19 protein-coding genes, 2 tRNA genes and 2 pseudogenes are annotated in these 22,102 nt (G+C 70.6%); 10 read left to right on the forward strand and 13 right to left on the reverse strand.

The features are described from left to right. Positions 1-58: 58 nt before the first annotated feature. On the reverse strand, positions 59-952 hold the full coding sequence (locus tag H299_RS0109740) for a hypothetical protein (RefSeq protein ID WP_078512603.1): 894 nt from the start codon (positions 950-952) through the stop codon (positions 59-61). A 122-nt stretch (positions 953-1,074) separates the two neighbouring features. On the opposite strand from H299_RS0109740, the gene H299_RS0109745 reads away from it, so the two are divergent. The 6 genes from H299_RS0109745 (at position 1,075) to H299_RS0109770 (ending at position 9,480) form a co-directional block, all read left to right on the forward strand. Then, positions 1,075-2,244 carry a CapA family protein gene (locus H299_RS0109745; RefSeq protein WP_027748261.1) on the forward strand — a complete coding sequence of 390 codons (1,170 nt, stop codon included), beginning with the start codon at positions 1,075-1,077 and terminating at the stop codon, positions 2,242-2,244. A 208-nt stretch (positions 2,245-2,452) separates the two neighbouring features. Next, the gene (locus H299_RS0109750; RefSeq protein WP_027748262.1) at positions 2,453-4,714 is read left to right on the forward strand and encodes a HAMP domain-containing protein; all 2,262 of its coding nucleotides are present in this window, start codon (positions 2,453-2,455) and stop codon (positions 4,712-4,714) included. A gap of 6 nt (positions 4,715-4,720) precedes the next feature. Then, positions 4,721-6,235 carry a poly-gamma-glutamate synthase PgsB gene (pgsB, locus tag H299_RS0109755; RefSeq protein ID WP_027748263.1) on the forward strand — a complete coding sequence of 505 codons (1,515 nt, stop codon included), beginning with the start codon at positions 4,721-4,723 and terminating at the stop codon, positions 6,233-6,235. Continuing rightward, complete coding sequence (locus tag H299_RS0109760) at positions 6,232-6,714, forward strand: poly-gamma-glutamate biosynthesis protein PgsC/CapC (protein ID WP_027748264.1); 483 nt, start codon at positions 6,232-6,234, stop codon at positions 6,712-6,714. The genes pgsB and H299_RS0109760 overlap by 4 nt, the downstream gene beginning before the upstream one ends. Before the next feature lie 46 nt (positions 6,715-6,760). After that, entirely contained in the window at positions 6,761-7,828 is a 1,068-nt protein-coding gene (locus H299_RS0109765) for an NlpC/P60 family protein (protein ID WP_027748265.1), read from the forward strand. 395 nt (positions 7,829-8,223) lie between these two features. Next, positions 8,224-9,480 carry a Cmx/CmrA family chloramphenicol efflux MFS transporter gene (locus H299_RS0109770; protein ID WP_027748266.1) on the forward strand — a complete coding sequence of 419 codons (1,257 nt, stop codon included), beginning with the start codon at positions 8,224-8,226 and terminating at the stop codon, positions 9,478-9,480. Between the two features lie 171 nt (positions 9,481-9,651). On the opposite strand, the gene H299_RS0109775 is transcribed toward H299_RS0109770, so the two are convergent. From H299_RS0109775 to H299_RS0109815, 9 genes and pseudogenes are all read right to left on the reverse strand, one after another. Further along, on the reverse strand, positions 9,652-10,125 hold the full coding sequence (locus tag H299_RS0109775) for a hypothetical protein (protein WP_027748267.1): 474 nt from the start codon (positions 10,123-10,125) through the stop codon (positions 9,652-9,654). Positions 10,126-10,502: 377 nt separating this feature from the next. Next, positions 10,503-10,734 (reverse strand): annotated as a pseudogene (locus H299_RS40365) (NUDIX hydrolase). Between the two features lie 405 nt (positions 10,735-11,139). Next, positions 11,140-11,757: an NAD(P)H-dependent oxidoreductase gene (locus H299_RS0109785; RefSeq protein WP_027748269.1), complete on the reverse strand. Its 618-nt coding sequence runs from the start codon at positions 11,755-11,757 to the stop codon at positions 11,140-11,142. A gap of 584 nt (positions 11,758-12,341) precedes the next feature. After that, on the reverse strand, positions 12,342-12,965 hold the full coding sequence (locus tag H299_RS0109790; RefSeq protein WP_486587219.1) for a TetR/AcrR family transcriptional regulator: 624 nt from the start codon (positions 12,963-12,965) through the stop codon (positions 12,342-12,344). 148 nt (positions 12,966-13,113) lie between these two features. Continuing rightward, positions 13,114-13,464 (reverse strand): DoxX family protein, encoded by a 351-nt coding sequence (locus H299_RS0109795; RefSeq protein ID WP_027748271.1) that lies wholly within the window; start codon positions 13,462-13,464, stop codon positions 13,114-13,116. Positions 13,465-13,551: 87 nt separating this feature from the next. Next, positions 13,552-14,469, reverse strand: coding sequence for an aldo/keto reductase (locus H299_RS0109800; RefSeq protein WP_027748272.1), 918 nt, complete (start codon positions 14,467-14,469; stop codon positions 13,552-13,554). A gap of 5 nt (positions 14,470-14,474) precedes the next feature. After that, entirely contained in the window at positions 14,475-16,028 is a 1,554-nt protein-coding gene (locus H299_RS0109805) for an MFS transporter (RefSeq protein ID WP_027748273.1), read from the reverse strand. 748 nt (positions 16,029-16,776) lie between these two features. Further along, a tRNA-Ile gene (locus H299_RS0109810) sits at positions 16,777-16,850 on the reverse strand. A 166-nt stretch (positions 16,851-17,016) separates the two neighbouring features. Next, positions 17,017-17,089 (reverse strand) — tRNA-Asn (locus H299_RS0109815). Between the two features lie 142 nt (positions 17,090-17,231). Between H299_RS0109815 and H299_RS0109820 the strand changes: the two genes are divergently transcribed. Continuing rightward, positions 17,232-17,531, forward strand: coding sequence for a YtxH domain-containing protein (locus H299_RS0109820; RefSeq protein WP_027748274.1), 300 nt, complete (start codon positions 17,232-17,234; stop codon positions 17,529-17,531). Positions 17,532-17,546: 15 nt separating this feature from the next. On the opposite strand, the gene ligD is transcribed toward H299_RS0109820, so the two are convergent. Then, positions 17,547-18,434 (reverse strand): non-homologous end-joining DNA ligase, encoded by an 888-nt coding sequence (ligD, locus tag H299_RS0109825; RefSeq protein WP_027748275.1) that lies wholly within the window; start codon positions 18,432-18,434, stop codon positions 17,547-17,549. Between the two features lie 30 nt (positions 18,435-18,464). Here ligD and ku point away from each other — a divergent pair, with 30 nt between their 5' ends. After that, positions 18,465-19,610 (forward strand): non-homologous end joining protein Ku, encoded by a 1,146-nt coding sequence (gene ku, locus H299_RS0109830; RefSeq protein ID WP_027748276.1) that lies wholly within the window; start codon positions 18,465-18,467, stop codon positions 19,608-19,610. 202 nt (positions 19,611-19,812) lie between these two features. Here ku and H299_RS33170 read toward each other — a convergent pair. Together H299_RS33170 and H299_RS33175 are read right to left on the reverse strand one after the other, a co-directional pair. After that, positions 19,813-20,642: pseudogene (locus H299_RS33170) on the reverse strand (hypothetical protein). Between the two features lie 129 nt (positions 20,643-20,771). Beyond that, positions 20,772-21,209, reverse strand: coding sequence for an Rrf2 family transcriptional regulator (locus H299_RS33175; RefSeq protein WP_037758445.1), 438 nt, complete (start codon positions 21,207-21,209; stop codon positions 20,772-20,774). Positions 21,210-21,403: 194 nt separating this feature from the next. On the opposite strand from H299_RS33175, the gene H299_RS0109845 reads away from it, so the two are divergent. Together H299_RS0109845 and H299_RS39910 are read left to right on the forward strand one after the other, a co-directional pair. Beyond that, positions 21,404-21,781 carry a nuclear transport factor 2 family protein gene (locus tag H299_RS0109845; RefSeq protein ID WP_027748277.1) on the forward strand — a complete coding sequence of 126 codons (378 nt, stop codon included), beginning with the start codon at positions 21,404-21,406 and terminating at the stop codon, positions 21,779-21,781. Positions 21,782-21,843: 62 nt separating this feature from the next. After that, entirely contained in the window at positions 21,844-22,089 is a 246-nt protein-coding gene (locus tag H299_RS39910; RefSeq protein ID WP_037758447.1) for a hypothetical protein, read from the forward strand. The last annotated feature ends 13 nt before the right edge of the window (positions 22,090-22,102 follow it).

The raw sequence follows: 22,102 nt of genomic DNA on the forward strand, positions 1-22,102 counted from the left end.
GCGGGCCGGAATGTGACATGGGCGCCCCGGCACCGCGTGTGAGCCGCGTCTCTACCGCTCAGTCCTCGTTCCACGCCGCCACCAGCCCGGCGAGCGCGTCGACGGCCTCTTGGGTGTCGCGGCCGTCGTCCGCGCGGGCGTGCCGGGCCAGTTCGAGGTGGACGAAGCCGGCGTGTTCGCGCTGGGCCGTGCGGCCCTGGACGTTGGTCGTGCCCTCCAGCGGGCAGCGTGCCGCCCACGCCCGGCAGACCCGCAGCCCGTCGTCGTCCATGCGGTCGGCCATGGCGGCGACTTCGGCGGGCGCGGCCTCGACGGCGCCGGTGGAGACGACGGCGTCGTAGGGGCGGTCGGCGGAGTCGGCGAAACCGTGCAGCTGGACACCGGGCACGCCGCGCTTCTGCAACTCCACGACGACCGTGTGGAAGGCGCTGTCCTCGCGGTGGGCCGCGTCGGCGGCGCCCTCGTCCTGGCCGGCCCGGCGGTGCGCGCCGGCCAGGACGAGGGCGCCGCCGGGATGGCCCTCCAGGAGCCGGACGCCGAGGGCCTCGGTGGAACGGTCGGAGACGGGGTGCGGGACCTGGGCGTTCCACCGGACGGCGGAGTCGGCGTTCAGGTACAGGCGGCCCCAGCGGGTGCTCTCGCCGTTGCCGGTGGCGGCGATCTCGTCGTAGCGGCGGCCGGAGTCGGTGTCGGTGAGGCGCGTGAGTCCCAGGCCGAGCGGCGCGAGCTGCCGTTCCGCCTCCTTGGCGTCGCCCGCAAGGAGGCTCCCGACGGCGTTCGCCAGCCGCGCGCGCTGCGCCTGGCTGGGCGGAGTGTAGGGAGAGTCGGCGCGGAACGTCGCCGTCCAGCCGAGGATGCGGCTGCGCAGGTCGACCAGTTCCCCCGCGCGCGAGGCGGAGTCCTCCGACGTCGGGGACGTGTCGGCCTGGCAGCCGAACAAAGTCAGGAGCAAACCTATTTGCGCGGAAATGCGTAGAAAAAGTGACCGTCTCGTGATGGCAATCCGGCGATCGCTTGTTAGGGGCATGCAAATATTACGTGGTGACATTCCGTAAGTCTCTCCATAGAGGTCGCTTGCTCGCGGCACTGGCGATAGCCACCGGCCTGATCGTGTCGTGCGGCTCCGGGAACGCACAGACGCGCTCCAAGGCCGACGGCCGCAGCTTCACCGTCGCTGCGGGCGGTGATGTCCTGATCCATCCGGAACTGGTCGAGCAGGCCGCCGCGGACGCCGAGGAGACCGGGCGCGGAGAGGCTGGACTGGACTTCGGGCCGCTGCTCGCCGGGCTCAAGCCCGTGATCAGCAAGGCCGACCTGGCGATCTGCCACCTGGAGACGCCCGTCGGGAAGCCCGAAGGGCCGTTCGAGGGGTACCCGGAGTTCCTGGTCCCGCCGCAGATTCTGACCAGCCTGAAGGACGTGGGGTACGACACCTGCTCGACGGCCTCCAACCACACCTTCGACCACGGGCTCAAAGCGGTGCGCCGCACGCTGGACGCCATGGACGAAGAGGGTCTCGGGCACACCGGGTCGGCGCGTACGCCGAAGGAGGCGGCGCAGGCCAACATCCGCGAAGTCAACGGCGTCAAGGTCGCCCACCTCTCCTACTCCTGGGAGTCCTTCCTCAACCCGACGCCCGAGAAGGAGAGCTGGGCCTTCAACCGCTCCAGTGCGGACGAGGTCAAGAAGGCCGAGCAACGGGCCCTCGACAAAGGTGCCGAGGTGGTGATCCTCTCCCTGCACTGGGGCCTGGAGCACTACAACGAGCCGAGCGTCCCGCAGTTGCGCCTGGCCCAGCGGATCACCGAGGAGACCGGGGTCGACCTGGTGATCGGGCACCACTCCCACGTGGTCCAGCCGATCCAGAAGGTCAACGGCACCTGGGTCGCCTACAGCCTCGGCAACCAGGTGGCCCGGCATTCCTCACCGACCGGGCTCACCGAGGAGGGGGCCGTCGGCTGGTTCGAGTTCCGTGAGACCGCCGACGGCTGGGACGTCTCCGCCCGCTACCGCACCACGCTGATGGACATCCCGCCCGAACTCGAGGCCGGGGAGAAGGCGCCCGCGGGCGCGGTCGAGGACCTGCGGGTGGTGGACGTCCAGCGGGTGCTGGAGGACCCCGAAGGGCTGTCCGACGACCGGATCGCCCGCTACCGGCTGGCCGAGGACCGCACCCGCGGCTTCCTCTACAACCGCGGCGCGCCCGGCGGCGACGGCCTGAAGCGGTTGGCGCCGCAGGAGTGATCAGGACCACACCTCCGCCCATGCCGACGGATGCAACCTTGCCGGCGTTCGTCAGTCCTCTCTGTGACGCTGTCCCGCCGCCTCGCGGCCACGGTGCTTCCCGCGAGCGCTGAGCATCCGCAGTGACCAAGGAAGAAGACCGGTGACCTCGACTCCTGCCATGCGCCCCGTGCCGAAGGGCCGACGGCGCAGCCGCAGACGCGCGGACATGCCGCTGCTGGGCGGTGTCCGGCCGCCGATCGCGCTGCTGTTCGTGCTGGTCCTCGCCCTCGCGGGACTCACGGCCAAGGTGCTGGGACCGAGCGCGGACCCGGTCGTACCGAAGGCGGTGCTCACCTCTCAGGAGTACTTCGCCCAGGACGGGGCCATCGCCCTGCGCGCCTCGATCGACGAGCGGGTCACGGACCTCGAACGCACCGCCACCGCGCTGAACGCGGGCGGCGGGACGGCCCCCGAGCGCGTGCTGTCGGACCTGGGCAAGGCGTACCAGAAGTGGACCGGCACCACCGTCCTGGACCTGGAGAGCGGCAAGGTGCTGGCCGCCCGCGGGGAGCGCATCCCGCTCGCCTGGCTGGACGAGGACGTCCTCACCGGCGATCAGGCGCTCACCCCGCGCATGGTGCGGCTGGAGACCGGTGACGTGCGCCTGATGACGATGGCTGTGCTGGAGGGGAAGGAGGGGAAGGAAGGCAACGGGGGAGCGCAGCAGCTGCTGATCGCCTCCAACAGCCTGTCCGTGCCCGCCATCAACCTGGGCCCCTTCCGGAGCATGGCCGTCGTCGCACGGGGCGGCGAGGTCCTCGCCACCGCGGGCTTCGAGCAGTCCGAGACGCTCAACTCGGACGCGGAGCGCGAGGAACTCGCCTTCCTCCAGAAGCAGATGACCCGCCTGTCCGACCGGGCAGCCAAGGAGAGCGAGCAGAATCCCCTCAGCGCCCGGGAGCCAGGCTCCCGCGGCTATCCCGGCGTCAGCGGAACCCTGCTGGGCGAGGACTACAACGGCCGCGTCGCCACGGCCGGATACGCCTCCCTCGCCGCCTCCGACCCGGAGGACGGGGAGAGCGTCGCGGCCGGCCTCGGCCTCACGGTCGTTGCCATGCTCCCCGTGGTGCAGGAGCAGGCCGGTACCGAGGACAGCCGGCAGCTCTTCGGCCTGCTGGCGGCGGGCGGCCTGGTCCTGCTCGGCCTGCTCGCGGTCACCGTGCTGTGGGTGACCGTGCAGCGTCCGCTGATCGCCCTGTTCCTGGAGTCCCGACGGCTCGCCCGCGGCGACCTGGTCCGCCCCGTCACGGTGCCCCGCTGGGGTGAGGCCGCCCGCATCGGCGCGGCGCTGGAACGCACCCGCGGCCAGCTCGGCGGCGCGAGCGCCACCCCGGCCCGCCCGGCAGGCAGGCTCCGGGGCGGCGTGCGCGGGCCGCTGGCGCTGACGGCGGTGCTCCTGCTGCTGTGGTGCGTCCCGGTCGGTCTGCTGCTCAACCGTACGGACGGGACCGTCAGCATCCCCGCCACCATGGTCAACGACCAGCGCGACCGTACCGACCTGGTCGCCGACCGGGTCCGCCGGGCGCTGAACGAGGCCCAGGCCGACCTCGTCGCCACCTCACGCCTGCTCGACCCCGACGACCGCGCCGCCACCGAGACGCTGCTGACGGACGCCCTGCGCGAGCACACCCGCTACCAGGCGCTGTACGTCGTGGGCGAGGGCGGCGACCTCGTCGCCCGGGTCGGCGGCGACCCCCACGAGTGGAGCGCGAGGAAGGACCGGGCACTGGTGCGCGTCTCGGGCAAGGGCGGGAAGAGGCCCGTCGTCCAGGTCGGGGCGCCCGTGCCGGAGGAGTCGGACCTCACCCTCGTCGGCGAGGTGCGGGTGGAGTTCCTCAACTCGCTGCTGAAGCGGCCCGGCCTCGGCGAGGTCCGGATCGTCGACGCCGACGTGCGGACCCTCGCCGCCAACGACGGCTTCCTCGCCTTCGAAGGGCTGCCCGACGACGCGCTGCCCGACCTGGTGCGCGCCGGCAACGTGCGCGTGGGCACCGGGCCCGTGGAGAACGGCCTGCTCCTGCGGGACAGCGGCTCCGTCACCGTCGCCGCCGCGGCGCCGTTCACCGGCGGCGGCGTCGCCTCCGAACTCGGCTGGACCGTCGTGAGCTGGCAGAACGCCGACGACTTCGAGATCACCGCCTACGAGCGCGAGGACCGCAGCGTGCTCGCCGGTCTGCTCGGCCTCGCGCTGATCGTGGTCTGCCTGGGCTGGACACACCTCGTCGTCGTACGCCCCCTGCGGGCCCTGGCGGCCAACGCCGAGAAGCTCGCCGACGGCGACCTCAAGAGCGTGCACTACCCCATCTACCAGGACGAGGTGGGCGCCGTCGTCCGGAGCCTCGAACTGATTCGCCAGCAGTTGCAGGCCCGCCGGCTCCACCAGGCGCGCAGGCCCGCCGAGTCCCGGCCCGGCGCCGGAGGAAGGTGACCAGGCGTGCTCTATCTCTACTTCGTCGTGCTGACCGGCAGTCTGTTCCTGTTCGTCGCGGGCATCGTGGAGCAGCGCCGGCACTACGCCGCGCTGCACACCATCCCCTCGCGGGTGCTCGTCAACGGCATCCGCGGCAAGTCCTCCATCACCCGCCTGTGCGCGGGCGCGCTTCGCGGCGGTGACCTGGTCACCGTCGCCAAGACGACCGGGACGGCGGCCCGCTTCATCCACCCCGACGCCACCGAGGAGCCGGTCTACCGCAAGTTCGGCATCGCCAACGTGGTGGAGCAGATCGGCATCGTCCGCCGGGCCGCCACCTACCGGCCCGACGCGCTCGTCATCGAGTGCATGGCCGTGATGCCGGCGCTCCAGGAGGTCAACCAGAGCAAACTGATCCGCTCCACCATCGGTGTGCTGTGCAACGTCCGCGAGGACCACCTCGCCGAGATGGGCCCCACCCTCGACGACGTGGCCCGCTCGCTGTGCCGCTCGATGCCCCATGACGGCATCTGCGTCACCGCCGAGAAGGAGCGCTTCTCCATCCTCCAGGAGGAGGCGGACGCCCGGAACTGCCAGTTGATCTACGCCGACCCGGAGACCGTCAGCGGCGAGGAGCTGCGCGGATTCAGCTGGTTCACCTTCAAGGAGAACGTGGCGATCGCCCTGGTCGTCGCCGCCCTGCTCGGGGTGGAGCGCGAGGTCGCCCTCCAGGGAATGTACGACGCCCCGCCGGACCCGGGCGTGCTCTCCGTGGAGCGCTACGTGGCCCCCGACGGCAAGCGGCTCGCCTTCGCCAACGTCTTCGCGGCCAACGACCCCGAGTCGACGCTGATGAACATCAACCAGCTCCTCGACCTCGGTGCCGTCCGCCGCCCCCTGAACGTGGTGATCAACTGTCGCCCCGACCGCGTCGAGCGCAACGGGCAGATGGGCGAGATCATCCCTGACCTCCAGCCCGACCACGTCTTCGTCATCGGGCACCCGGCCAAGAGCGCCATCGACGCCGTCCCCGCCGAGTGGCGGGACCGGACGGTCGACCTGGGCGGCGAGAAGCGGCCCGCCGAGGAGTTCATGCCGGCCCTGCTCGGCCGCATGTCCGACGGCTCCTCCCTGGTGGCCATCGGCAACATCCACGGCCAGGGCGAGGAGTTGCTGGAATACCTCGCCGACCTCCCCGCCGACGAGAGCGGCGCGGACGAGGCCACCCCTGGCCCCGCCGCTGCGGCGACCCCCGCCCATGCCTCCCGCCTGGACCCGTTCGCCTCCTACCCCCCGGCGTACGAGGAGCGCTACCAGGCTTCGCAGACCCAGGAGATCCCGGTGATCCGCGACCCGGCCTGGACAGCGCAGCAGTACGAGCAGCACGGGCGGCACCAGCCCCAGCAGCAGTACCAGCAGTACCAGCAGTACGCCGACGCGCCGCGGCAGCAGCCGTACGAATCCGCCCAGCACACCTGGCCGCCCTACGAAGAGCCGCCCCACGAAGAGCCGTACGACGACGCCCGGAGACCCCGTTGACCACCGCCGCACTGACCCCCGAGATGGCCGCCCTGGGTATCGCCGTGGGGCTGTTCTTCTCGCTGGTGTGCTACCTCACCACCAACCTCTCGCCCGGCGGGATGATCACCCCGGGCTGGCTCGCCCTGACGCTGATCGAGGACGTCCAGCGCGCGGCCATGGTGGTCGGCGTCACCGCCCTCACCTACGGCGGCACCAAAATCATGCAGCGCCTGGTGATCCTCTACGGCAAGCGGCTGTTCGCCTCGGTGGTGCTGCTCGGCGTGCTGCTCCAGGCAACGGTGATGATCCTGCTCTCCCTGGAGTTCCCGCTGCTCTACGGCAACCAGACCCTCGGCTTCATCGTGCCGGGCCTGATCGCCTACCAGATGGTGCGCCAGCCCAAGGGCGCCACCCTCCTGGCCACCGGCACGGTCACGCTCCTCGCCTACATCGTCGTCGCCGCCGGGCTGCTGCTCGGCATCATGCCCACCGTCTGAGCCCGCCGCCCGACCGGCGGCCCCCAGAACAACCGAGGAGTAACCGATGGCAGGGAAGAAGAAGTCACGGCCCGTCGTCTCGGGTCTCGTGGTGCTGGCGCTCGTCGCGACCTCCGGCTACCTCACCCTGGAACTGCGCAAGCAGGAGGCCCCCGGGGTGACGGAGGTCCGCAACGTCGGCGTCCTGGAGGGCGAGAAGGGCGGCGGCGACAAGGGCGAGGCCAAGTGGTCCCGGCTGGAGAACCCCGCGCGCTCGGTGCTGCGCGGCGGCGACGGCAAGATCCGGGCGGTCCTCACCGACGGGGCGCGCCTGGCCACCCTCACCGGCCCGGCCCGCACCTTCGTCGAACCCGCCTCGACCGCCTCCAAGGTCTCCACCACGGACTGGGTGCGGCTGATGCCCGAGCCCTGGAAGAAGGGCGCCGAGAAGACGAAGTGGTTCAAAAACTGGTACCGCGAGTTCGAGGACAGCAAGAAGGCCGACCTCTTCGCCATCGCCTTCCAGTACGTGGCCGGCGCCCCGGCGAAGAAGGACGAGCAGGGCGTCACCTACGCCGGCGACGCCGACTTCGGGCCGCTGAACACCTCCGGCAAGGAGGGCGACGACCTGCGCCTTGAGCAGTCCGATTTCTACGACTACCTGAGCCAGGCCTACCCCTTCCGCGACGGCCGGACAGGTAACCCCGAGGCCATGCGGGCCAAGGCCCTGGACTGCTCGGGCTTCATACGCATGGTGCTCGGCTACCGCGCCCGCTACCCGCTGATGTCCTCCGACACCTCCGGCGACGGACTGCCGCGCACCGCCAACGGCATGGCCCGCTCCGACGAGGGCGTGGACGTACTCCCGCTGACCGGGGTGACCGCCGACGACCGGCCCTCCGCCATCGACCAACTCCAGCCCGGCGACCTCGTCTTCTTCAAGCTGGACACCCGCACCAAGGAGCGGCTCGACCACGTCGGTGTGGTGCTCGGCTACGATACCGAGGGCCACCTGATCTTCGTCTCCAGCCGCGAGGAGGTCAACGGGCCGACCATCGGCGACGTCGGCGGCGTCTCCCGGCTTGACGGCAACGGCTATTACGCCAAGACACTGCGCAGCGCCAAGCGGCTGTGACCCCGGCGCGGCTCGCCGGCTGCTGCCGCCGCTCGCCTCACGGCGACGGTGTCCCGGTGCGCCTGATTCCCTGTGCGCACCGACGCCACCTTCCGTCCGTACGTCCTGCGGCTGCGCCGCCGCCGTGTCGACGGCGAGCCGCCCCTCGGCCCGAACAGCGAACTCCTCGGCGAGATCACCAGCGGGAAGCTGTCACGGCGTCCCGGTATCAGCAACGAATGTTGCTCCTCCGTCCCGCTCGATTTCAGCATGGCGACCAGTGATGAGCGGCGCACACCCGCTCTGACCGGTCCTCCAGCCATCCGAGCAAGGAGTTCGCCCATGTGTCTTTCCCCTCCGCGTCCGCCGCGGTCCGCCCGGCAGCCGTCCGTCCGGCCCTCGGGAGGTGTCAGCCGATGAGTGCCGAGGCCGAAGTCCACGACGCGGGTTCCGGGCAGGCGGGTTCCGGCGAGACTGGTCCCGGGAAGGCGGGCGCCAGGCTGCCGTTCGCGGTCTATCTGCTCGCGTTCAGCCTGTTCGCGATGGGCAGCGCCGAGTTCCTGCTCGCCGGCGTACTGCCGGACATCGCCGACGACCTGGACATCTCCCTGTCCGCCGCGGGCGCGCTGATCTCGGCGTTCGCCATCGGCGTGGTGATCGGCGGCCCGCCGCTCGCCGTGCTGACCCTGCGCTGGCCGCGCCGGACCACCTTGGTGGTCTCGCAGCTGGTGTTCGCCGTCGCCGTGGCCGTCGGCATCCTGACGGACAACTTCACCGTGCTGCTGGTCACCCGCTTCCTGGCAGGTCTGGCCTACGCCGGATTCTGGGCGGTCGCCGCGGTCACCGCGATCGGGCTGGTCACCCCGGACCGTACCGCGCGGGCCTCCGGCGTGGTCGTCAGCGGGCTCAGCATCGCCATGGTCGGCGGTGGCCCGGCCGGTGCGCTGCTCAGCCACTTCACGGGCTGGCGGGGCGGGTTCTGGGCCGTGGTCGCCCTGACCGTTCTCGGCGCGATCTCGACGGCCGTCGCCGTGCCCGCGACCCGCGCCGCCGAGGAACCCAGCGTGCGGCGGGAACTGCGCACGATGCGGCAGCCGCAGTTGTGGGTGGTGTACGCGGCCACCCTGCTCAGCACGGCCGCCTACATGATCACCTACAACTACCTCGCGGCGTTCCTGACGGACACCACCGGAATCGACTCCGTCTGGGTGCCCCCGATCCTCGTCCTGTTCGGCGTCGGCGCCTTCGTCGGCATCTCCGTCGGCGGCCGGATCGCCGACGGACGACCACACCACGCACTGCTGATCGGGGCCGTGGGCATCCTCGTCACGTCCATACTGCTCGCCCTGCTCGCCGAGTCGGCTGTCTCGGTCGTCGTCCTCGTCCTGCTCCTGGGCGTCGCCGGATTCGTGCTCAACCCGGCCATCTACGGGCGGGTGTTCACCGTGGCGGCGGAGGCGCCCACCCTCGCCGGAGCCACCGCCGTCTCCATGTTCCAACTCGGCATCAGCGTCGTCCCCGTACTCGCGGGCGTCGCACTGGGGGCCGGTGCCGGTCTCGCGTCGATCCCCTGGCTGGGCGCCGTCCTGGCCGCCGTCACCGTCGCGGTCGTCCTGCTCGACCGGACGATGGCCCGCGACCGGCCTCGCGACCCTGCTGCACACACCCCGTGAACACCCGCTCCGGGGCCGGTGCGTGGTCGGATGCGGGAACGTACGGGCGGTGGCGCCGTCGAGGGCCACCCGCGGTTGCGATCCTGATCAACTGGCGGACGGTCAGCAGCGCGTAGGCCTCCTGGGCGCTGCCGGACCGCATGGTCCGAGCTTCGTCCATGTCACAAGGAGTCACCCTGGAAGGAAGCGCAGGCCGGTCGGAGTGAGGGTGACGCGGCCTCCCAGGGGGTGGTCGGCGAGGTCCTCGACAGCCTGGCGGAGCGCGGCGAGGTCACCGGGCATCCATCCGTACGTACTGCTGTCCTGGCCGGCGCCCAACCGGATGCCGTCCTCGTCGTCGGCAAGCCCGAGCTCCGGCCGGTTTCGGATCAGCGCGTCGAGGAACAGGCCGCGGATTCGGTCGCCGTACCGGCCGGGCAGCACCGGATTCGCGGCGAGCAGTGCGAGGTGTGCGGCTGTGACGTGCGTCAGCGGCCCGGAATGGTGAACGAACCGCATGGCGTCCTGGAGACCCAGCCCGGTGGCGTCGCGAAGCGCGGCGATGCGGTGGATGGTGGAGAGCCCGGTCTCCTCGAACATGGCGAGCACGGCGTCGAGGCCGCGTCCTTCGAGGAGAAGGGCGGCGGACTCAGCTGCGGGGGGCATGGCGGGGAGCGTACCCGTGCATCTCCACCCTCCCCGCCTCGGCCCTCCTGTATACGCGGAACCCGGGGCAGCACCAGGAGACGCCAGGGCCGGTGACACCGCAGCGGGATGTCACCAATAAGTCCTCGGGCGATTCCTCGGCAAGACCCTCCTCCGTCCTCGTCGTCGAAGGGCTCGTGCTCACACGTCCCGGTACGTGGTGTCGTCGGACCGCCGTGCAGAGTCCTTGGGTGCTCGCTGTGACAGACATCGTGGAGAGGGGTGCTGGTCATCAGACTGCCGCCACCCACCTGACCCCCGCATCACCAAGCCCCGCTGCTGCCCTTCCGGGTGGCGGCGGGGGCACCTTGGTCGTGTCAGGGGCCGGGAGTGTTGTTCTACACGTTGCCGCGTTGCCGGTGGAGCATGAGTAGCGCGGTCAAGGCGTTGGCCGACCTCACTTCGCCGCGCTCGATCATGTCGGGCACGGTGTCCAGCGGTACCCATTTCCGGCGTGCTGACTCGATGGCGTCCGCTGGGATTTCCCGTACCTGCTCGGCTGTGTCGGACCAGTACACGCGGTGGTGAGAGGTCGAGGTGGCGTCCGTCGGGCAGGGCGACGTCCGCCATGTTCACGCGCACCCACCGGTTCTCGTAGACAGTGTGCTCCCCAAGGTTCTGCCACACGGACACTGGGAGCTGCGGCCCTGCTTCCCCTTCTGAGACGGATCGCCGCCTACTTGGTCCGGTGGCTGCGCCGGAAGTACCGTGGGCTGCGGCGGCGTTGGACAGCGACTATCCGGACGCGGTGGTCCGGGGCTGATCGACATCCCCGCTTCTTTGCGCACTGGGTCTGAATGTCCAAGCCCGCCCGGGTCTGGTGACCAGGACGAACGAACGGCCAATCGTCACAGGGGAGGTCTCTTGAGCTGGCCGATTCGGCAGGCCTCCTATCCTGCCCGAGGAGGGGCCCCGGAGGCCGGGGCCCCTCAGGGGCATGGGTTCGCCGTCAGGGGCGAACCGGAGCGGCCGGTGTCAGACCTCGGTCGCGGCCCTCTGCGCGACCGTCGCTCGGACCTGCTCGAAGGACTCGGCCCAAAGGACGAGGTCGTCGAGCAGCTCGTGGAGGGTGGCCTCCTGGTGCTCGCCGGGGGTGATGTCGCCGGGGAGGGCGGGGTCGGTGATGGCGAAGTCGGTGAAGGCGGAGAGGGCGACCTGGCTGCTGACCGTGGCGACCTTCAGCTCGGCCAGGACACCGCGCAGGTGCTCGACGGCACGGGTGCCGCCGTGGACGCCGTGGCCGACGAAGCCGGCCGCCTTGTGCGCCCACTCGCCGTGCAGGAAGTCGATGGCGTTCTTCAGTGAACCGGGAACGGAGGCGTTGTACTCGGGGGTGACGAAGACGAAGCCGTCGAACCCGGCGATGGCATCCGCCCAGCGCTTGGTGTGCTCGTGGGTATACACACCGAAGGCCGCCGGCGCGGGCTCGTCCAGGTGAGGAAGGTCGAAGTCGACCAGGTCCACCAGTTCGACGGTGACGTCCTTGTTCTTGACGGCCGGATGGCGTTCTGCGGCTTCGAGAACCCACTGAGCGGCGACGGCGGTGCGGCGCGTGGGACGAGTGCTTCCGACGATGACGGCGATCCGGGTCATAGGTCCTGCCTTCTTTGCATTGACTGACGCGATATCATGTGCCCTGAATGTACAACAGTCATGGCAATCATTGCAACAATCGTTGCTCATGTCGGGGATGGACGACGGCGGCGAAAGACAGGAGAGTTCGGCCTCCCACCGCAGCCTCACCGCCGGTCGAGGTCCGCCGGGTCGACGTCGATGTGCCGGACGCCGCCGGCCCGCTCGGGAGGCGGGCTCATGCGGTAGGCGCCGAAGTCGGTGGTGTCCCGGAAGCGGGCAGGCGGTCCAGGTCGCGTGCGTCGCCCACAGGTGCGGGAAGGCCCGGAGATTGCCCGCGACGCGCAGCGTCTCGGCAGGTTGGTGACGTTGACGGCACCGGTGAGGTGGGAGGTGCTGCCGAGGACGGCGTACGCGCGAACCCGACTTGGCTGCCCCTCTGTGCCCAACACCGGTGCGCGTGCGAGGAGGTGGTCGACCTTCGCGGTGTTCGTAAGCCTTGTCGCTGCCGGGATGCGACTCAGAAGAGGGCGATGCACATGTTGACCCGGTTACGTCAGGTGAACGTCATCCGGCGTCGGGCACGCCCGGCCTCGACGATCCGGTCAGTGCGGCAGGTAGCCGCGCAGGAAGGCCCGGACGCCGGAGCGGATGAGGCTGCTCACCTCTTCGGGAGGCAACGGCAGCGCTCCGTAGTAGGAGCGGTCGATGATCTCTCCCGAGATCAGCTGGAGGAAGTGCACCGCGGTCTGGCGCGCGTCGTCGGTCTGCAGCATGCCGTCGTCCGCCAGGCCTTGGAAGCGCTCCCCGAGGGCGCGCTCGACACGCAGCGGCCCGGCCTTCTCCCATGCCTTCAGGAGCTCGGGTGGCAGGTGCCCCACCTCCGCCCGCAACTGCCTCACCAGTGCGAAGTGATCGGGGAAGGTGCCGAGCGGCTCGACCCAGGCCCGTCCGAAGTCGACGAGGTCGTCCTCCAGGTCGGTGACCTTGCGCAGCCAGCGGTCGATCACGTCGAGCTGCGCATCGTGGATCTGGATCGCGCCCTCCACGACGATGATGCGGAACAGCTCGGCCTTGCCGTTCTCGAAGTGGTTGTAGATCGTCCGGGTGGAGACCCCTGCCTCCTTGGCGATCGCGTCGACGCTGGTACGCGTGTACCCGTCACGACCGAAGACCGTGCGGGCCCCGCGAATGATCGACTCCCGCTTCTCCACCATCCTGCCTGCCACGAAGCATCCTTTCCCAAGCCCTTGTGTCCACGTGTCCACGGCGGCCGTGACAACGGGACACCACCCGCATCGTATGCAATGGCCGAGCCCGCTCAGGACCGCACGGCGTCCCCGTGCGGGCCTGAGGAGCACGGCACTCCGCGCACCGTCACACCGTGCCGAGTCCGAGGACCACCGGGGCCGTCGCCAGCAGGACGAGGAGGACCGGCACCGGAGCGCCCTTGACGTCCTTGACCCGCAGGTGGGAGATGACCGCGCCGATGAAGAAGAGCACCACACCGAGCGCGGCGGCGATGCCCAGCGGCCGGTAGAAGATGCCGATCAGCAGGCCCACGGCGCCCGTGAACTTCAGCAGGGCCAGCACGGGGAGCCATCTCTTCGGCACGGCCGGCCGGTCAAGTGTCTCCATGATGTCCTTGTCCTTGACCAGCATGCTGCGGCCGGAGAAGACCAGCAGGATCGACAGCAGGACGGCGACGACGACGTAGGCGATGAACACGGTTCCTCCAGGAAGCGGATGAGCGGGCGGGTACGGGTACGGGTACGGGTACGGGTCGAGGGGATCTCGCGGTGGAGCTGTCGCAGATCAGGCGGGGGGCAGTGACGCCGCGTCGAGCCGGTTCAGCTCGTCGGCGCCGAGCAGGATCGAGGCGGCGGCCACGTTCTCCTCCAGATGCGGCACCCGGCGGGTGCCGGGGATCGGGACGACCGGGGTGCCCCACACCTGCGCGCGGTGGTGCACCCAGGCCAGGGCGATCTGGACGGGCCTGACGCCGTGTTCCGCAGCGATCTCCCGCAGGGCGGCGGGGAGGTCCTCACGGCCGGGAAAGGTGTGGGCGAACTGCGCCGTCGTGTCCGGCCGGCCGCTGAACAGCCCGCGGCCGTTGGGCGAGAACGGCACCACTCCGACGCCGAGTTCGGCGCAGACAGACACCATCGACTCGATGCGCCGGGCGCCCAGCGACCATTCGGACTGCACCGCGGAGATGGGAGCCACGGCGTGGGCACGGCGCAGCTCGTCGCCGCTGACCTCCGAGAGCCCCAGGTGGCGCACCTTGCCCTGGGCGACCAGCTCGGCCATCGCACCGACGGTTTCCTCCAGGGGAACGTCCACGTGCGGCCGGGCCAGGTAGTAGAGGTCGATGACGTCGGTGCCGAGACGGCGCAGACTGGCCTCGCAGGAGGAGCGGACGAAAGCGGCGTCGCCCCGCATCCGCCACCCTCCGTCGGGGGTGAAGACCACGCCGAACCGGGTGCACAGCACCGCTTCGCCGCGTCGACTGCCCAGAGCCTGGCCGACCATCTCCTCGTTGCGGCCGCGGCCGTACATGTCGGAGGTGTCGATCATGGTGGCACCGAGGTCCAGCGCGTGGCTGACGATGGTGCTCGCCTCGGCCCGGCCGGCCGCGGCGGCCGATTCGGTCATCCGCATGCAGCCCAGGCCCTGGAGGGGAACCACGAGGCCGGTGCCGCCCATGGATGTCGTCGGCAGTTTCGTGAGCACAGCTGTCACTCCTTCTCGTTCGCGGCGGTGCCGGCCGGCTGCGGGGCGGGCGCCGGGTCCTCGCGGGGCGCGGGTCGGGGGCCGATCAGACGGTGGACCACCAGGGCCGACACCGCGCACAGGGCGGCGACTGCCCACAGCACGTCATGCCAGGCTTCGGTGTACTTCGCGGTCAGGAACTCGGTGCGGCCCTCGTCCAGGTCGCCCGCGGCGATCCGGCCGGCCACCTCGCGTCCGCCCACGGACGACTCCATCAGGGTGATCAGGAGGGCACCGAAGATCGCGAGAACCAGGGCGTTGGCGCCGCCGCGCATGGTGTTCAACAGCCCCGACGCCATGCCGACCCGGTCGGGGGCGACGTGCTCCATCGCCTGCGCGTCGATGAGGGCGGCGGCCAGACCGTTGCCGACGCCGATCAGCACCAGCGGCCCGACCAGGTTGGCGACGCCCGAACCGGGGGCGAGAACGGTGAGCCAGGCGTTGCCGCCGGCGATCAGCCCGATCGCCAGGATGATCAGCAGCCGGGGCGGCGCGCCCTGGTTGACCAGCTTTCCAGCCAGGGGTGGCACCAACAGGACCGGCAGGGTCATCGCCAGCATCATGGTGCCGGCGTCTCCGGCGGAGTAGCCGCCCGCACCCTGCAGGTACGTCGGCAGGTAGACCAGGACGCCGACCGTGCCGACGGCCGTGGTGAGCGCGGCCAGCAGCCAGCCCGTGAACGGACCGCCACGGAGCAGGTCCAGGTCGAGGACCGGCGTATGGACGCGCCGCTCGACGACGACGAACAGCACGAACAGCAGCAGACCGGCGCCGACGCAGCCCAGCACCTTCGGGCTGGCCCAGCCGGACGAGGCCACCAGGTTGGTGCCGTACATCAGGCTGATGACGCCGAGCATGAAGGTCAGGCTGCCGGCCAGGTCGAACCGGGAGCGCTGCTCGGCCGCGGACTCGGACATGAACAGCGTGCCCGCCACGAGCAGCACGCCCGCGGCAGCAAACGCGGCGAACATCTCACGCCAGCCGACGGTGCTGACCAGCCAGCCCGCGAAGGTCGGTCCGAAGGCGAGGCCGACCCCCACGGTGGTTCCGACCATGGCGAAGGCCCTGATCCGGGCGGCGCCCTGGAAGGTGCTCGCCAGGATGGCGCCCCCGCCCGCCATCACCCCCGCGGCCCCCACCCCTGACAGGGTGCGGGCCGCGTCGAGGACGAACACGTGCGGGGCCAGAGCGGCGCCGAAGGTGCTGAGCGCGTAGAGCGCGGCCCCGGCCCGGAAGATCCGGCGCCGGCCGAAGAGGTCACCGAGTGATCCCGCGACGAGCATCAGGCACGAGGCCGCGAGGAAGTAGCCCGTGACCACCCACTGCAGGGCACCACCGCTGCCGCCGAGGTCGGCGGCGATGCGGGGCAGCGCGACGCTGGTGCCGGACATGGCCATCGGGACGATCAGATAACCGAGGAGGACGGACCCGAGGGTCAGCCCGGCCTTGACCCTCCCGATGGGAGGAGGGGGCGCCCCTGGGGGCAGCTCGGTGCCGTCGAGCTTCCGTGATTGGACCATCTAGGTACAGTACAACCTGTATGAGATTCAGTAAAATACTCGTTGTAATATCAGGGAGTTGACGTAGAGGCTCACAAGGGGGTGCCACGACGTCCCTCCCCTGACGCCAGAAGGATTTGGCATGGCTCGGCGCACCCTCGAAGAGCGCTCCCTGCTCAAGGAGTGAGGGCTCTGGCAAGCACAGCCACTCCGAGGCAGGGAAGGCTCTCGACGCGCGTGCACAGATGCCGTGTCCCGGAACGCGGCGCCGGGGTGAGCACGCGCTTCCGCCTGGGCGGAACTCCGGCCGGTGATGGGCGCGGGCGGCCGCCAGCAGCGGCCGGGACCAGCCCGGAACCGCGTACGGGGGCGCAGTACCGAGGTGCGGTGCCGGGGATCTGAATGACAGTAATGTCGCCTGTGATGTCGAGGTCGCGTGTGCTCCGCAATCTGCAGAGGTCGTCCCGGACGAAGGCCAGAACGCTCGGGGCCCCGGCGATGAGTGGATGCGCGAGAGCATCCAGAACCACTGTGCCCTGCGGAGAGGCATGGACCGCGAGTGCGGCATGCACCAGATGTGCCGCCGCACGCACCCGGGCAAGTGCGACGTGGCGGATTGTGGACGGAGCGAGAAGCCTCCCTGCAACGGTGCGCTGACACGTCGCGGCAACGGATCAGTACCGCACGGTGCGCGGCTGGTACCGCACGGAAAAGCGCCACCAAATCCACGTTTCCCCAGGTCAGAACGATCCTGCCTGGGGCTACTGAGTGGGGCGGGTGGGACTCGAACCCACGGCCGACGGATTATGAGTCCGCTGCTCTAACCGGCTGAGCTACCGCCCCGAAACGGCGTGCCGCGCACAGGTGTGCGCGCCGTCTGCCGCAGCATAGCTGCTCATACGATCTCCCGCCCGTGCCGGGTGGAGACCACCGCTGAACAGGACATCGTTCCTGCCCCGTGCGGTTCCCGGCAACGAGAAAGGGCCCCTCGCGGGGCCCTTCTGGTCTGCTCCCCCGACTGGATTCGAACCAGTAACCTGCCGGTTAACAGCCGGCTGCTCTGCCGATTGAGCTACAGGGGACTGCTCTGCCGAGATCTGCCCACCCGTCTCCGGGGGCGCTCCCTCGCTGCGAGCAATACATTAGCGCATGCCCGGGGCTCCGCCGAAATCGGTTTGCGACGCGCGCGCGGGCCCCCTGACAGGACAAGGAAAGGGTTGCACCATGCGGTACCGCCTGACGTTCGTCGTCGGACTGGCCATCGGATACGTGCTCGGCACGCGCTCCGGCAGGGAGCGATACGAACAGATGCGCAAGGGTGCGGAGCAGTTCGCCCAGAACCCGGCCGTCCGCAACGCCGCCGAGACCGCCGCGCACAGCGGGCGGGACATGGCGACGAAGGCGTTCGACTCGGTCAACGACCGGGTCGGGCACCGGCTGCCCGAGTCGGTCAGCGAGAAGGTGCACGCTCTGCGGGACCGTCGTACGCCCGTGGACGACGACTGGGGCACCAGCAACACCTGAGCGTCGTGACGGCTGTCACGACGGCAGTGGCCGGGCCTCCGAGGTGTTGAGCAGGGGGTCCAGAAGATCGCCGTGACGCTGGAGCCGGTCGGGCATGTCGGACGCGAGGAAGATCAGATCGTCCGGCTTCCTGGCCGCCTCCAGCTCGTCCCAGGTGACGGGTGCGGACACGGTGGGGCGGGCCTTGGCGCGCAGGGTGTAGGGGGTGGCGGTGGTCTTGGCCCAGGAGTTCTGGGAGTGGTCCACGAAGACTTTCCCGGTGCGCAGCGCCCTGGCCATCCGGTGCAGGGCCAGGTCGGGCAGCGCGCTCTCGGCCTCCTTCGCGAGCGTCCTGGCGTAGGCGGAGACTTCGGAGCACTCGGTGGGGACGAGCGGTGCCAGCAGGTGCAGGCCCTTGGAACCGGAGGTCTTGGGCAGGGCGGTGAGTCCGTCGTCGGCGAGCCGGTCGCGCAGCCAGCGGGCGACGCGGCGGCAGTCGAGGACGGTCGCGCCCTCGCCGGGGTCGAGGTCGAGCACGAGGCGGTCGGCGTGGCGTTCGGAGCCGGTCCGCCATTGGGGGGTGTGCAGTTCCAGTGCGGCCAGGTTGGCCGCCCACACCAGGCTGGCCAGGTCCTGGATCAGCACCTGATGCCCCGTCTTGCCGCCGCTGCGGCTGACTTCGCAGGTGGTCACCCAGTCGGGGGTGCCCGGAGGCACGTGTTTGGCGAAGAAGCGCTCTGCGTCCACCCCGTCCGGGAAGCGCAGGAAGGAGACGGGGCGGTCGGCCAGGTGGGGGAGGACGGCGTCGGCCACGGAGGCGTAGTAGTGCACCGCCTCGCCCTTGGTGAATCCGGCCTCCGGATACAGGACCTTGTCGAGATTGCTCAGCGCCACTCGGTGGCCCTCGATCTCCGCTATGGGCATACCCTGAGAGTCCCATAGAAGGGACAAAAGATGCGTTCCATCTGGAAAGGGTCCATTTCCTTCGGTCTGGTCTCCATCCCGATCAAGGTCGTCTCCGCCACCGAGAGCCACAGCGTCTCCTTCCGTCAGGTGCACACCACCGACGGCGGCCGTATCCGCTACCGCAAGGTGTGCGAGCTGGGCGAGCACGAGGTACCCGCTGAGGAGATCGGCAAGGCCTACGAGACCGCCGACGGGACGACCGTGCAGCTCACGGACGAGGACCTGGCCTCGCTGCCCCTCCCGACGGCGAAGACCGTGGAGATCCTGGCCTTCGTGCCCGCCGAGGAGATCGACCCCATCCGCCTGGACCGCACTTACTTCCTCACCGGTGACGGGCAGAGCGCGAGCAAGCCGTACGTGCTGCTCAGGGAGGCGCTGACGCGCTCGGGGAAGGTCGCGATCGCCAAGCTGGCGCTGCGCGGCCGGGAGAGCCTCGCGATGCTGCGCGTGTACGAGGACACCCTCACGCTGCACATGATGCTCTGGCCGGACGAGATCCGATCGGCAAACGGCATGGCGCCCAGCGGCGACGTGTCCGTGCGGGACGCGGAGCTGGACCTGGCGGACACGCTGATGGACACGCTGGGTGAGCTGGACATGGCCGACCTGCACGACGAGTACCGCGAGGCGATGGAGGAGCTGGTCGCCGCGAAGGAGCGGGGCGGTGCGCCCGAGGGGGAGGAGGAGCGGGCTCCCGCGGCGTCGCGGAAGGGGAAGGTGCTGGACCTGATGTCGGTGCTGGAGAGTTCGGTCCAGGCGGCGAAGGAGTCGCGGGGCGGCGGGACGGCCGGGGCGGAGGGGGAGCCGGCGCCGAAGGACGCGGAGGAGTCCGGCGGGACGGTGCACCAGCTGCGCCGGAAGGGCACGGCCGGGCGTGCCGCGTCGACCGCCCGGCGGACGGGGACCGCGAAGGCGGGCGGCGGGCGCGGCGGCACCGGGGAGAAGGCGGCGGGGAAGAAGGCCGCCGCCAAGAAGAGCACCGCGAAGACCGGCACGGCCAAGACGAGCGGCGCGAAGGCCGGCACCGCGAAGACCGGCACCGCCAAGAAGAGCACCGCCGCGGCGGGCACCGCCAAGAAGACCGCCGCCAAGAAGACTGCCGCGCAGAAGCGGGCGTCGCGCAAGTCCGCCTGAGGGCTGTCCCGTAATCCGCGGTGGATCAGCGCACGGCGTCAGATGCGGTGCCCTGCAAGGCGGAGGGTCGTCCTCATACCGGGCCGTATTCGGACGATCCGACAACGCGGCAGGGGACCGTAGCTGGCGTCGTGCGCCCGCCGGGGATTACGGGACGGCCCTTAGGCTCAACCTGGTCCGCGCCCGCGCTCCGCGGCCCGGCTCAGAGATCCAGGCCGGGGCCGAACGACTCGTGGCGGATGCGTGCCGCCGGTATCCCCGCTGCCAGCAGTTGTGCCCGTACCGCCGTCATGAAGCCGGTCGGGCCGCATACGTACGCCGTGGTGCCGTCCGGGATGTCCAGCGCGCTCAGGTCCATCAGCCCGCTCCGGGCGGACGCGGGCAGTTCGCCGTCCGGTGCCGGATGTTCGTACCAGAGGGCGAAGGTGGCGTGCGGCAGCTTGGCGGCGAACTGTGCCAGGTCCGCCCGGAGCGCGTGCGTCGCGGGGCTGCGGTCGGCGTGGGCGACGAGCACGCGGCGCGGTGATGCCTCGGCGGCGAGGCGGGAGAGCATGCCGGTCAGCGGGGTGCAGCCGATGCCCGCCGAGGCGAGCAGCAGCGGCCCGTCTCCCCGGTCGAGGGTGACGTCCCCGCGCGGCGCACTCAGCTCGACGGCGGCGCCCTCACGCAGGTGTGCGTGCAGGTGCTGGGAGACCTCGCCGGGGTGCTCGCCGCGCACCCGCCGCACGGTGAAGCGGAGGGCGTCGACCGGGAGGCCGGAGAGGCTGTACTGCCTGATCTGCCGGGCGCCGTCGGCCAGTTCGACCCGTACGGACACGTACTGGCCGGGCAGCGCGGGGGGGCGACGGAGGCCGCCAGGGCGCGCTGCTGGCTGCCGCCTGCCTGGTTGCCCCGGTTGAACAGGTCCCGCAGCAGTTCGGGGCGGGCGGCGAACATCCGCTCGTAGAAGCGCGACGCGATCTCGCCGACGGCCGCGCCGACGAGCGGGAGGGTGGTGCGGACGGTCTCGGTGGAATGCGGTGACAGCGGCATCGGCAACTCCTCGGGTGGCGGGTCTCTGCTAGGTATTGAATATGCATGTGAGATTCGTATTTTGTGGCAGGCGTGACCGGCGGCCGGCCTCGGCAGGCTCAGTGCGAAGAGGGCGGCGGAGGCCCTGGTTCAGCCGCTGGGGCGCGGGGCGAGGGAGAGCAGCACGGGCCCGGTCGGGGACGCCGTGAGATCGTCGATGGTGAGCGGGTCGAGGGTGGCGTAGAACGCCTCCTGCGCCTTCCGCAGCGCCGCCCGCAGCAGGCACGCGGCTCGCAGGGGGCAGGGGTGCGCGCCGTCGCACTCGACCACGTCCGACACCCCTTCCAGCTCCCGGACCAGGCTCCCGACCGATCCGGTCCGCCCCGCCACGGTCAGGGCGAGCCCGCCGCCCCGGCCGCGCCGCGCCTCGAGGACGCCGAGGTGCTGAAGCCTGCTGACCACCTTCGCGGCGTGCGTGTACGGCACCTCGACGGCCGCCGCCACCTCGCGGGTCGTCGGCGCCTTGTCGAGTACGGCGAGCCGCATGGCGATGCGGAGGGCGATGTCGGTGCTCTTGGTGAGTCGCACGCGAGGAGCGTAGCTAATCTGCATATGAGAATCCAATTAAGGGTGGAGGGGAGTACTCCCGGTGGCGTACCCGGTGCGGGGGAGGGGTGACGCCGGGAGTACGGGCATCACCTTCCGTCGAGTGATGTATACGCGCGTACCCACGGCGGAGCCTGGGGTCACACCTGAACCGGGCAGGCCAAGGAGGCCATCACATGGACGAGGAACTCGCGGAGTTCGGTCGGCGCTGGGCCGAGGCGGAGCTTCGCGGAGACACCGGTGTCCTGAACGCGCTGCTCGCCGACGACTTCCACGGCATCGGGCCGCGCGGCTTCATGATCGACCGTCAGCAGTGGCTGGAGCGCTACGAGTCGGGCAGCCTGATCCACGACTCGTTCGACTGGGAGCGCGTCGAGCTGCGCCGCTACGCGAACGCGGCGGTGGCCAACGGGGTGCAGAGCCAGCAGAGCATCTACGAGGGCCGCGACATGGACGGCCACTTCCGCGTCACGCAGCTCCTGGTGTGCGACAGCGGCCGGTGGCAGCTCGCCTGCATCCACCTCAGCCCGATCTCCGAGGTTCCGCCGGGCTGACGCCCGCTGCGGGGCTGGGCGTGGGGGCCGGTGCCTGGGCGGGCGCGGTCTATGCTGAACACGTGGAAGACGCACGGGGCGAGCGTGCGGTGCAGGCCGCCGTCGACGCGGACCCGTCCGACGGTCCCGCTCCGGCACCGATCGCGGTCACCGGCATGGCGGGCGTGCTGCTGGCGCCCGGTCTCGTGCACCTGACGTACGTCTCGGACGACAACGGCCGTCGCGCGTGGCGCAGTTCGCTGTGGCGGTTCGGCCCGGCGGACGCGCGGTGGCGGCTGTACTTCCACCAGGCGACGGCCCTGGACTGACCCGCCGTACGCG

The organism is Streptomyces sp. CNH287, from assembly GCF_000424825.1.

What these genes read in the sequence shown, in the direction of transcription:
- H299_RS0109805 (WP_027748273.1), bottom strand. Translation starts at nt 16,028, where the DNA reads ATGGTCCAATCACGGAAGCTCGACGGCACCGAGCTGCCCCCAGGGGCG.
- H299_RS0109820 (WP_027748274.1), top strand. Translation starts at nt 17,232, where the DNA reads ATGCGGTACCGCCTGACGTTCGTCGTCGGACTGGCCATCGGATACGTG.
- H299_RS0109765 (WP_027748265.1), top strand. Translation starts at nt 6,761, where the DNA reads ATGGCAGGGAAGAAGAAGTCACGGCCCGTCGTCTCGGGTCTCGTGGTG.
- H299_RS0109785 (WP_027748269.1), bottom strand. Translation starts at nt 11,757, where the DNA reads ATGACCCGGATCGCCGTCATCGTCGGAAGCACTCGTCCCACGCGCCGC.
- H299_RS0109775 (WP_027748267.1), bottom strand. Translation starts at nt 10,125, where the DNA reads ATGCCCCCCGCAGCTGAGTCCGCCGCCCTTCTCCTCGAAGGACGCGGC.
- ligD (WP_027748275.1), bottom strand. Translation starts at nt 18,434, where the DNA reads ATGCCCATAGCGGAGATCGAGGGCCACCGAGTGGCGCTGAGCAATCTC.
- H299_RS0109750 (WP_027748262.1), top strand. Translation starts at nt 2,453, where the DNA reads ATGCCGCTGCTGGGCGGTGTCCGGCCGCCGATCGCGCTGCTGTTCGTG.
- H299_RS0109845 (WP_027748277.1), top strand. Translation starts at nt 21,404, where the DNA reads ATGGACGAGGAACTCGCGGAGTTCGGTCGGCGCTGGGCCGAGGCGGAG.
- H299_RS0109770 (WP_027748266.1), top strand. Translation starts at nt 8,224, where the DNA reads ATGAGTGCCGAGGCCGAAGTCCACGACGCGGGTTCCGGGCAGGCGGGT.
- ku (WP_027748276.1), top strand. Translation starts at nt 18,465, where the DNA reads ATGCGTTCCATCTGGAAAGGGTCCATTTCCTTCGGTCTGGTCTCCATC.